At 69.5% G+C, this 10,758-nt stretch carries 12 protein-coding genes; 9 read left to right on the top strand and 3 right to left on the bottom strand.

Going from position 1 to position 10,758, the window contains the following annotated elements; translation table 11 throughout:
• Positions 1-85 precede the first annotated feature (85 nt).
• Complete coding sequence (locus ACWGE1_RS26200) at positions 86-391, bottom strand: hypothetical protein (RefSeq protein WP_453422925.1); 306 nt, start codon at positions 389-391, stop codon at positions 86-88.
• A gap of 473 nt (positions 392-864) precedes the next feature.
• On the opposite strand from ACWGE1_RS26200, the gene ACWGE1_RS26195 reads away from it, so the two are divergent.
• Positions 865-3,219 (top strand): immune inhibitor A domain-containing protein, encoded by a 2,355-nt coding sequence (locus tag ACWGE1_RS26195; protein ID WP_453422924.1) that lies wholly within the window; start codon positions 865-867, stop codon positions 3,217-3,219.
• A 112-nt stretch (positions 3,220-3,331) separates the two neighbouring features.
• Positions 3,332-3,634, top strand: coding sequence for a hypothetical protein (locus ACWGE1_RS26190; protein ID WP_033226620.1), 303 nt, complete (start codon positions 3,332-3,334; stop codon positions 3,632-3,634).
• Between the two features lie 14 nt (positions 3,635-3,648).
• On the opposite strand, the gene ACWGE1_RS26185 is transcribed toward ACWGE1_RS26190, so the two are convergent.
• Positions 3,649-4,254, bottom strand: coding sequence for an isochorismatase family protein (locus ACWGE1_RS26185; RefSeq protein WP_453422923.1), 606 nt, complete (start codon positions 4,252-4,254; stop codon positions 3,649-3,651).
• A gap of 174 nt (positions 4,255-4,428) precedes the next feature.
• Positions 4,429-5,757, bottom strand: a complete 1,329-nt coding sequence (locus ACWGE1_RS26180; RefSeq protein WP_453422922.1) for a nicotinate phosphoribosyltransferase — start codon at positions 5,755-5,757, stop codon at positions 4,429-4,431.
• Positions 5,758-5,901: 144 nt separating this feature from the next.
• Between ACWGE1_RS26180 and clpS the strand changes: the two genes are divergently transcribed.
• From clpS to ACWGE1_RS26145, 7 genes are all read left to right on the top strand, one after another.
• Complete coding sequence (gene clpS / locus ACWGE1_RS26175) at positions 5,902-6,216, top strand: ATP-dependent Clp protease adapter ClpS (RefSeq protein ID WP_030010601.1); 315 nt, start codon at positions 5,902-5,904, stop codon at positions 6,214-6,216.
• Positions 6,216-6,818 carry a DUF2017 domain-containing protein gene (locus ACWGE1_RS26170; protein WP_453422921.1) on the top strand — a complete coding sequence of 201 codons (603 nt, stop codon included), beginning with the start codon at positions 6,216-6,218 and terminating at the stop codon, positions 6,816-6,818. Before clpS ends, ACWGE1_RS26170 begins: the two co-directional genes overlap by 1 nt.
• A 318-nt stretch (positions 6,819-7,136) precedes the next feature.
• Positions 7,137-8,576: an amino acid permease gene (locus ACWGE1_RS26165; RefSeq protein ID WP_453422920.1), complete on the top strand. Its 1,440-nt coding sequence runs from the start codon at positions 7,137-7,139 to the stop codon at positions 8,574-8,576.
• A gap of 131 nt (positions 8,577-8,707) precedes the next feature.
• Complete coding sequence (locus ACWGE1_RS26160) at positions 8,708-9,130, top strand: Mov34/MPN/PAD-1 family protein (protein WP_453422919.1); 423 nt, start codon at positions 8,708-8,710, stop codon at positions 9,128-9,130.
• Positions 9,131-9,207: 77 nt separating this feature from the next.
• Positions 9,208-9,315: a putative leader peptide gene (locus ACWGE1_RS26155; RefSeq protein ID WP_314252769.1), complete on the top strand. Its 108-nt coding sequence runs from the start codon at positions 9,208-9,210 to the stop codon at positions 9,313-9,315.
• Between the two features lie 94 nt (positions 9,316-9,409).
• Positions 9,410-9,688 (top strand): MoaD/ThiS family protein, encoded by a 279-nt coding sequence (locus ACWGE1_RS26150; protein ID WP_030010597.1) that lies wholly within the window; start codon positions 9,410-9,412, stop codon positions 9,686-9,688.
• Complete coding sequence (locus ACWGE1_RS26145) at positions 9,688-10,638, top strand: PLP-dependent cysteine synthase family protein (RefSeq protein WP_453422918.1); 951 nt, start codon at positions 9,688-9,690, stop codon at positions 10,636-10,638. The genes ACWGE1_RS26150 and ACWGE1_RS26145 overlap by 1 nt, the downstream gene beginning before the upstream one ends.
• Positions 10,639-10,758 lie beyond the last annotated feature (120 nt).

Here is a 10,758-nt window from a genome sequence, read left to right as displayed (position 1 = left end):
GCAGAACGCCCCGCGACGCGGGCGGCCGACCCGCCGGGGAGGCCGCCCGCGCCGCGTCGGGCGTGAACGCGCCGGGCGTGAAAGGTCAGTGGTGCACGCGGTGTTCGGCCGCGGCCGTCCGGGGCTCGGGCACCCGGGCGGCCCCTGTCGCGCCCTCCCGCTCCGCGGGGGCCCCGGCGGCCGTGGGGGCGCCCGTACGCGCCGCATGGCGGCCACGGCGCCGCGGGACGGGCACGGTGAGGGCGACGAGCAGACCCAGGGCGAGCGCGGCGGCGGAGATGACCGCGACGCCGAGCCCGGTGCTCGTCTGCGAGAGCAGCAGCATGGCGATCGTCGACACGATGACCGTGGCGGACCCGTAAGCGAGCTGAGCGGCAGTCGGACGCGGCATGGCGATATCCGTCCTCAGGGAGGGGAGGGGGAGTCGGCTCAACCAGTTCGCGCGTCAAGTGACTCTATGACGGGAGATGCCCGAGTCGGACCGCCGGTAAGCGTGACCTAACACACGGTGCCGGAGCATGGGGGGCGCACGGGATCATTTTCCGGGTGGCAGCAGAGGGAGAAAGGGGGACGGGACGGACCCGCGACGGGGTCGGGAAGGGCCGTTCGCCCCGTATGGCTGTGGAACGTCCGGATAGCGGAACTCCCTGACCGCATAGTGCAGTTGTAAGGGTCAAGTCAAGGTCTGTCTTTTCTTGCGTCTCTCCGGTCAAATGTCGTCACTTGAGACGCGCGCCGCGCGGAACCCCCCGCTCCTATGGAGAAGTTCCGACCTACGTTGCGGCCGCGGGAGGGGAACGACATCAAGTGACCAGCAATTCCGCCAGACGGCGTGCGATACGTGCTGCCGCTGTCACCGTGACCATGGCTGCTTGTGCGACAAGCGCCACTTTCTTCACCGTCACCGCGGCCCAGGCCGACGGTAAGGGTCAGGCCGCTCCGGTGGCCGACCGGCAGGACCCGACCAGTCCTGCCAAGGTCGTCGAGCACGACCTGAAGGGCCCGTTCAGCGAGCAGCAGGCCCAGCAGCGCAAGGCCGCGCTGGACCAGGTGCTCCAGGGCAAGAAGGGCGTCGAGCAGCGCGGCGCCTCCAAGGTCGTCAAGCTCGACGACAAGAAGTACGTCGAGCTCGGCCGCGAGAAGACCGACAAGATCTTCACGATCCTCGTCGAGTTCGGCGACCAGGTCGACAGCACCACCATGCACGACCCGGACGGCCCCGGCCCGAAGCCGGCCGTTCCGAAGTACGGCGGCACCCCCGGTCCGCTGCACAACACGATCGCCCAGCCGGACCGCGCCAAGGACAACAGCACGGCCTGGCGCAAGGACTTCAGCCGTGAGTACTTCCAGGACCTGTACTTCGCCACGGGTCAGGGCAAGGACTCGCTGAAGACCTACTACGAGAAGACCTCCTCGGGCCGCTACTCGGTCGAGGGCGAGGTCGCCGACTGGGTCAAGGTCCCGTACAACGAGGCCCGTTACGGCTCCAACTTCTGCGGCCAGAGCAACTGCTCCAACGTCTGGGACACCGTCAAGGACGGCGTCACGGCGTGGGTCGAGGCCCAGAAGAAGGCCGGGAAGACCGACGCCGAGATCAAGGCGAAGCTGGCCCAGTACGACCTCTGGGACCGCTACGACTTCGACGGCGACGGCAACTTCAACGAGCCCGACGGCTACATCGACCACTTCCAGATCGTCCACGCGGGCGAGGACGAGTCGGCCGGTGGCGGCGTGCAGGGCCCCGACGCCCTGTGGGCGCACCGCTGGTACGCCTACGGCACCGCCGCGGGCAAGACCGGCCCGGACAACAACAAGGCCGGCGGCACCCAGATCGGCAACTCCGGCATCTGGGTCGGCGACTACACGATGCAGCCCGAGAACGGCGGCCTCGGTGTCTTCGCGCACGAGTACGGCCACGACCTCGGTCTGCCCGACCTCTACGACACCTCCGGTGGCGGCGAGAACGGCGTCGGCTTCTGGTCCCTGATGTCGGCCGGTTCCTGGCTCGGCAAGGGCAAGGACTCCATCGGCGACCTCCCGGGCGACATGACCGCCTGGGACAAGCTCCAGCTGGGCTGGCTGAACTACGACACGGCCAAGGCCGCGACGAAGTCCACCCACAAGCTGGGCGTGGCGGAGTTCAACACCAAGGACAAGCAGGCCCTGGTCGTCGAGCTGCCGAAGAAGAAGGTCCAGACGGACGTCGTCGCGCCCGCCGAGGGTTCCACCCAGTGGTGGAGCAACATGGGTGACGACCTCAAGAACACCCTGACCCGCTCCGTCGACCTGACGGGCAAGAAGTCCGCCGCCCTGTCCCTCAAGGGCTGGTGGGACATCGAGGCCGACTACGACTACCTCTACACCGAGGTGTCCACGGACGGCGGCGCCAACTGGACCGCCCTCGCCGGCACCGCCGACGGCACGGCCATCCCGGCCGACGCCTCCGGCAGCCCGTCGCTCACCGGTGTCTCGGGCGCCTGGAAGAACCTGAACTTCCCGCTCGACGCCTACGCGGGCAAGAAGGTCGACCTCCGCTTCCGCTACCAGACGGACGGCGGCGCGGGCGGCAAGGGCTTCACGGCCGACGCCCTCACCATCACCGCGGACGGCTCCGCGCTGTTCACCGACGGCGCCGAGAACGGCGACAACGGCTGGACCGGCAAGGGCTTCTCGCGCATCGGTGGCGGCTTCTCCAAGGAGTACGCGCAGTACTACCTGGCCGAGAACCGCCGCTACGTGTCGTACGACTCCACCCTCAAGGTGGGCCCGTACAACTTCGGCTTCGGCAACACCAAGCCGGACTGGGTCGAGCACTACCCGTACCAGGACGGTCTGCTCATCTGGCAGTGGGACACCAGCCAGAAGGACAACAACACCAGCGTCCACCCGGGCCAGGGCCTGATCCTGCCGATCGACGCCAACGCCAAGCCCATGAAGTGGGCGGACGGCACCCTGCTGCGCAACAAGATCCAGCCGTACGACGCCACCTTCAGCGCGTACTCCACGGACGCGTTCACGCTGCACAAGAACGGCGAGTCGCTGTTCCTGAAGCCGAAGCCCGCGAACCTGGTCTTCGACGACCGCAAGGGCAAGTACTACTACGACGAGAACCCGACCGGATCGGTGAAGGTCACTGACACCAACACCAAGATCAAGATCCTGAAGGAGACCTACGACGGTGAGGTCATGACCGTCGAGGTGGGTCCGTCCTCGAAGTAATTCGGTAAAACCGCAGGTCAAAGCATGATCGGCCGTCGCCCTCTAGCGGGCGGCGGCCGATCGCGTTTAGATGCCCGGTACGAGTTTCTTATTGACGGGGGAGATGACAGCCGTGCCAGGTGGAGGTTTCGTCAGATTGCCGGGCGGCAGTGTGGTGGTTGCGCTCACACTGCCGAGGCCGTCCGGTGAGGGTGGAAATGTCCGCGTGCTGGTGCACGCCGCGAACCGGGCCCGCGCCCTGACCAGGCTGCGGAACCTCGGGATGCGGGCGGTGTACCTGCGGGGCAACGCGCACCCGCCGACGCCGGACGAGGTCACGGCCGTCCTGCACCACCCGGACGGCCTGCTGTGGCGCGGCGCACCGGACCGCGCGCAGGAGCTCTGGCACCCCATCCGGGCCCTGCTGGGCACCTAGGGAGCGGACACGACCTAGGGAGCCGTCGGGCCCGTCCCGCCGCCCACGAGGGTCACGCCGGCCGCACGGAGCTCGTCCAGGGCGCGTGCGGTCGTGTGCGGGGCCACGGCGGCCGTCAGGTCCAGCAGGACGCGGGTGCCGAAGCCGGCGCGGGCGGCGTCGAGGGCGGTGGCCTTCACGCAGTGGTCGGTGGCGATGCCGACCACGTCCACCTCGGTGACGTGCCGGTCCCGCAGCCACTGGCCGAGCCCCGCCCCGTTCTCGTCGGCGCCCTCGAATCCGCTGTACGCGGCCTCGTACGCACCCTTGTCGAAGACGGCGGAGACGGCTCCCGAGGCCACGGCGGGGGCGAAGTTCGGGTGGAAGCCCACGCCCTCGGTCCCGGCGACGCAGTGGACGGGCCAGGACGTCTCGTAGTCCGGCTCGGCCGGCGGGTGCGCGAAGTGCGACCCCGGGTCGACGTGGTGGTCGCGGGTGGCGACGACGTGCCGGTACGCGGGCGTCGCCTGCCCGATGTATTCGGTGACGGCGGCGGCGACGTCGGCCCCGCCGGTGACCGCGAGGCTGCCGCCCTCGCAGAAGTCGTTCTGTACGTCGACGACGATCAGTGCGCGGTGCATTTCGCGTGCCCTTCGGCTCGATGGTGTGCTGCGGCGGGCCCTGCGGGGGGCTCTTCCCCCACCCCGCCCCTTCCCGAAACGGGGGCGCCGCCCGGGACCCCTACGGCGAGGGAGTCCCCGCAGCGGCGCCGCGCGGGCCGGACCGGTGCGGGGCCCGGCGGTCGGCACGCGGGGTTACACGTACTCCGTCGGGAGCACGGCCTCGCCCCGCGAGAGCTGCGTCGCCGACAGCGGCAGGCTCGCGCGGGCCGCGCGGTGGCGGTCGCGGACGACCTCCAGCGGCTCGCGGGCGATCACCTCGCCGCCCTTGACCAGCTGGGTCAGCAGCTGGTGGTCGGCCAGGGCCGCGGGCACGGGCCCCACGCCGATGACTTCCGCCTCCGCGACCCCGTCGGCGTCCGGGCGGCGGGCCGCCCACTTGCGGCCGCCGATCGAGGTCTTGCCGCCCGTGGACTTCTTGGCCACGGGTGCCAGCGCCGCCTTGGGGTCGGCCGAGGTGGCCCGCGCCACCAGCTTGTAGACCATCGAGCACGTCGGGTGCCCGCTGCCGGTCACCAGCTGGGTGCCCACGCCGTACGCGTCCACCGGGGCCGCCGCCAGCGAGGCGATGGCGTACTCGTCGAGGTCCGAGGTGACCACGATCTTCGTCGAGGTCGCGCCCAGCTCGTCGAGCTGCTGCCGCACCCGGTGGGCCACCAGCAGCAGGTCGCCGGAGTCGATCCGGACCGCGCCCAGGTCGGTGCCGGCCACCTCGACGGCGGTGCGGACCGCCTCGGCCACGTCGTACGTGTCCACCAGCAGGGTGGTGCCCCGCCCCAGCGAGGCCACCTGCGCGGTGAAGGCGTCCCGCTCGCTGTCGTGGACCAGGGTGAAGGCGTGGGCGCTGGTGCCGACCGTCGGGATGCCGTACCGGAATCCGGCCGCCAGGTCCGAGGTCGAGGTGAAGCCGCCCACGTAGGCGGCCCGCGACGCGGCGACGGCCGCCAGCTCGTGCGTGCGCCGCGCGCCCATCTCGATCAGCGGCCGGTCGCCGGCCGCCGAGGACATCCGGGAGGCGGCCGCGGCGATCGCCGAGTCGTGGTTCAGGATCGACAGGATCACGGTCTCCAGCAGCACGCACTCGGCGAAACTGCCCTCCACCCGCAGGACGGGGGAGCCGGGGAAGTAGACCTCTCCCTCCGGGTAGCCCCAGATGTCTCCGGAGAAGCGGTACGAGGCCAGCCAGTCGAGGGTCCGCATGTCGACGACGGCCCGCTCGCGCAGGAACTCCAGCACGGCGCCGTCGAAGCGGAAGTTCTCCACCGCGTCGAGCACCCGGCCGGTTCCGGCGACCACCCCGTAGCGGCGCCCCTCGGGCAGCCGCCGGGTGAACACCTCGAATACCGAGCGTCGGTCGGCGGTGCCGTTGGCCAGGGCGGCCTGCAACATCGTGAGCTCGTAATGGTCCGTGAAGAGCGCTGTCGACGGCACGTCCACCGGCAGGCCCAGGTCCGCAGGGTTCATGGCTGCGATGCTAGCGCACATTTCGTCAAAGTGACGAGATGTAGGTGCCGGTCGTGCGTCCGGCCCGTCACGGGGGCCGCGGACCGTCCGGTGGAGCGGTCCCTGCGGCCCCTGTTTGGGCGCCGGCGTAGCCGAGGTGGCAGCATGGGACGAGTGAGTGTTGCTCCTGTTGAGATCGAACGCACCGAATCCGCCGAAGAGACCTTCGCGGTCCCCGAACCCGACGTCCCCTGGGTGACCCTGGTGCACAACGACCCGGTCAACCTCATGAGCTACGTGGCGTACGTGTTCCAGGCGTACTTCGGCTACTCGAAGGACGTGGCACACAAACTGATGCTCGATGTCCATCACAAGGGGCGGGCCGTCGTTTCCAGCGGCACCCGCGAGGAAATGGAGCGCGACGTGCAGGCCATGCACGGCTACGGCCTGTGGGCGACCCTCTCCCAGGACCGCAACTGATGGGCGGCGCCTTCGAGTCCATGGAGGGCGGCGGCGCCGCCATCGCGCTCGACGAGATCGAGATCTCGATCCTGCGCACCCTGACGGTCCAGCTGCTGGAGCTGATCGGCCCCGGTGAGCCGGAGCCCGCCGAGGACGCCGACCCGCTCGCCGCGCTGTTCGCCGAGGGCCCCTCCGAGCCCCCGTCCGACCCGGCGCTGGCCCGGCTCTTCCCCGACGCGTACGGGTCGCCGGACGGGGCCGGTGACAAGGGGGTGGACCCGCAGGAGCTCGCGGCCCGCTCGGCGGAGTTCCGCCGCTTCACCGAGAACGACCTGCGCGCCCGCAAGCGCGAGGACGCGCTGGCGGTCGTGCGCAGTCTGAACGGGCTCACCCCGGCCGGCGACGGGGCGGCGGTGCTGGAGCTGTCCGGCGAGCTGCCGCTGCGCTGGCTCGGCGCGCTCAATGACCTGCGCCTGACCATCGCGGCCCGCCTCGACATCACCGAGGACGACGAGAGCGCGATGCTGTTCCGGCTGCCGGACGAGGACCCGCGCAAGCCGGTGGTGATGGCCTACCTCTGGCTCGGCGGCCTCCAGGAAACCTTGATCGAAACCCTCTGAGAATCCTCAAAAGGGAACACTGTTCGCTCAGCGGACGCTCAAATCCGGATAACGATCAGATCACCGCCATACGGTGATCTGATTCATTTGGGCGCCTTTCGGGTGAATTTTTGATGCCCCGCGCCACATTTCTCCCCCTCGGGCGGCCGTAAGCACGTGATAAATCTTCACGATCGCCGACGGGACGCCACCCATGTCCTCCGGCCCGCTTGGACCGGCTGACCGCCGGCGTGCAACTCCATCCGTATCCGGGGGGATCGAGGACCCGATCCGCAGCCAATGAAGGCGCGGGTCGGCGTGGAGAAAGGCGCACCAGACATGACCTCAGTGCAGGTCGAGCAGCACGACAAGACGCCCGGCGAGGGCGTCGGCGGCGAGGGCGGCGAGGGTTACCACCGCACGCTCGGCGCCCGCCAGATCCAGATGATCGCAATCGGCGGAGCCATCGGCACCGGCCTGTTCCTGGGCGCCGGCAAGGCGATCTCCAAGGCCGGCCCCAGCCTGATCCTGGCCTACGCCATCGCAGGCCTGGTCATCTTCTTCATCATGCGGGCCCTGGGCGAGCTGCTCATGTACCGGCCCGTCTCCGGTTCCTTCTCGGACTACGCCCGCGAGTTCCTGGGCCCGTTCTGGGGATACGTCACCGGCTGGACGTACTGGCTGTTCTGGGTGGTCACCGGCATCACCGAGGTCACCGCGGCAGCGCAGTACATGTCGTACTGGACCCACGACAGCTTCCCGCAATGGGCCTACGCGCTGATCTTCACGGTCATCCTCTACGCCGCCAACCTGATCTCCGTGAAGCTCTTCGGTGAGCTGGAGTTCTGGTTCTCCATGGTCAAGGTCACCGCCATCGTCGGCATGATCCTGATCTGCGCCGGCATCCTCACCATCGGCTTCTCCGACGCGGCCGACACCGCCACCGTCACCAACCTGTGGAACGACGGCGGCTTCTTCCCCAAGGGCATCGGCGGCACGCTGATGACCCTGCAGATCGTGATGTTCGCCTTCCTCGCGGTCGAACTGGTCGGCGTCACCGCCGGCGAGTCCAAGGACCCCGAGAAGACCCTGCCCAAGGCCATCAACACCGTGCCGTGGCGCATCGCCGTCTTCTACGTCGGCGCGCTCATCATGATCCTGTCGGTCGTCCCGTGGACGCACTTCCAGCCCGGCGTCTCGCCCTTCGTCGCCGCCTTCGAGCGCATGGGCCTCGGCATCGGCGCCGCGATCGTCAACTTCGTCGTGCTGACCGCCGCCCTGTCCTCCTGCAACTCGGGCATGTACTCCACCGGCCGCATGCTGCGCGACCTCGCGCTCAACGGCCAGGGCCCGAAGGTCTTCACCAAGCTGACCAAGAGCGGCACCCCGCTCATCGGCACCACCTTCTCCGCCGCGCTGATGCTGGTGGGCGTCTGGATCAACTACGTCGCCCCGGGCAAGGCCTTCGACTACGTCGTCTCCTTCGCCACCATCTCCGGCATGTGGGCCTGGATCATGATCCTGGTCTGCCAGATCCGCTACCGGGCCAAGGCCGACCGCGGCGAGCTGCCGCAGTCCGCGTTCCGCGCCCCCGGCGCCCCGTACACGAGCTGGTTCGCACTGCTCTTCATCGGCATGGTCATCGTGATGATGGGCGCCGACAAGGACTCCCGCGTCTCGCTGTACTGCGCCCCGCTGTGGGGCCTGATCCTGGGCGTCTCGTACCTGGTCATGAAGTCCCGCGACCCGCGCGGCGCGGCCTTCAGCAAGGCCTCGTAGCTCCTGCCGCACCGGGTCCCGGCCGCCTGCCGCGGCCGGGAACCACGCTCCCACGGACCTTGTGTCCACCATGCGGGCCCTTCCGTACCACTCCTCGGTACGGAAGGGCCCGTCTGCTTATCCTGTCGCTCATGCTGACCCTCACCCAGGCCCTGTACGACCGGATCGTCGAGCACGCCCGCCAGGACCACCCCGACGAGGCGTGCGGTGTCGTGGCCGGCCCGGCGGGCACCGACCGCCCCGAGCGGTTCATCCCGATGCTCAACGCGGCCCGCTCGCCCACGTTCTACGAGTTCGACTCGAAGGATCTGCTGAAGCTCTACCGCGAGCTGGACGACCGCGACGAGGACCCGGTGATCGTCTACCACTCGCACACCGCGACCGAGGCGTACCCCTCGCGCACCGACGTCACGTACGCGAACGAGCCCGGCGCGCACTACGTGCTCGTCTCGACGGCGGACAAGGACGGCCTCGGGGAGTTCCAGTTCCGCTCGTACCGGATCGTCGACGGAGTGATCACCGAGGAAGAAGTGCAGGTCGTCGACGCCTACTGACCAGTATGTGAGCAGTAGGCGTCCATGATGCGGGATCACACTCCAAACGGGGGACCGGGAATCGTTAACATGACCGCATGGTTTCCCACGACGTGAGCATCGAGACGCCCGGCAGGCTGCTGCTCGTGGCGCGGCTGCACGTCGACCTGTGCCGCCTCGCCAGCGCCATCTGTCCTGCGCTCTGAGCACCAGAGCCCTTCCGCGCGGGGGGCCGACGAACCGCGCGCCGCACCTTCCCACGCTTCTCACGCACTCCCAGACGACTGGAGACTGACAGCCATGGCCATCGAGGTCCGCATCCCCACCATCCTCCGCACCTACACCGAAGGCGAGAAGGCCGTCTCCGGTGAGGGCGCGACCCTCGCCGACCTCTTCGCCGACCTGGAGACCCGCCACAAGGGCATTGAGGAGCGCATCGTCGACGGCGGCCAGCTGCGCCGCTTCGTCAACGTCTACCTCAACGACGAGGACGTCCGCTTCCTCGACGGCATCTCCACCGCCCTCAAGGACGGCGACAGCGTCACCATCCTCCCGGCCGTGGCCGGCGGATCGAAGTAATGCGCTACGACTCCCCGCTGGCCGCGGTCGGCAACACGCCGCTGGTCCGGCTGCCCCGGCTCTCGCCCTCGGACGACGTCCGCATCTGGGCGAAGCTGGAGGACCGCAACCCGACCGGCTCGATCAAGGACCGCCCCGCGCTCCACATGGTCGAGCAGGCCGAGAAGGACGGCCGGCTGGTGCCCGGCTGCACCATCCTGGAGCCCACCTCGGGCAACACCGGCATCTCGCTGGCGATGGCGGCCAAGCTCAAGGGCTACCGCATCGTGTGCGTGATGCCGGAGAACACCAGCCAGGAGCGGCGTGACCTGCTGGCCATGTGGGGAGCCGAGATCATCTCGTCGCCGGCCGCCGGCGGCTCCAACACCGCCGTCCGGGTGGCCAAGGAACTGGCAGCGGAGCACCCGGACTGGGTGATGCTCTACCAGTACGGCAACCCGGACAACGCGGGCGCCCACTACGCCACCACGGGCCCGGAGATCCTCGCCGACCTCCCCTCGATCACCCACTTCGTGGCGGGCCTGGGCACCACCGGCACCCTCATGGGCGTCGGCCGCTACCTGCGCGAGAACGTACCCGGCGTGAAGATCGTGGCGGCCGAGCCGCGCTACGACGACCTCGTCTACGGGCTGCGCAACCTCGACGAGGGCTTCGTCCCGGAGCTCTACGACGCCTCCGTGCTCACCACCCGCTTCTCGGTGGGCTCGGCGGACGCGGTGACGCGGACACGGGAGCTGCTGCAGCAGGAGGGCATCTTCGCGGGCGTCTCCACCGGAGCCGCCCTGCACGCTGCGATCGGCGTCGGCCGCAAGGCGGTGGCCGCCGGCGAATCGGCGGACATCGTCTTCGTCGTGGCCGACGGCGGCTGGAAGTACCTGTCGACGGGCGTCTACACGGCCGCGACCACCGAGGAAGCCATCGAGGCCCTCCAGGGCCAGCTCTGGGCGTAGCCCCTGCGGGGTCGCCCGCGGTGTACCGGGCGGGCGCGGCGCCGTTGCGGGGGGGGCGCCCCCGGAACCCCCCGCCTACAAACGCGGCCGGGGTGGTGTTGCAACCCCTACGGCGGTTTA

Source organism: Streptomyces sp. NPDC054932 (assembly GCF_053610205.1).
This window is presented reverse-complemented; position numbering and strand designations above follow the sequence as displayed.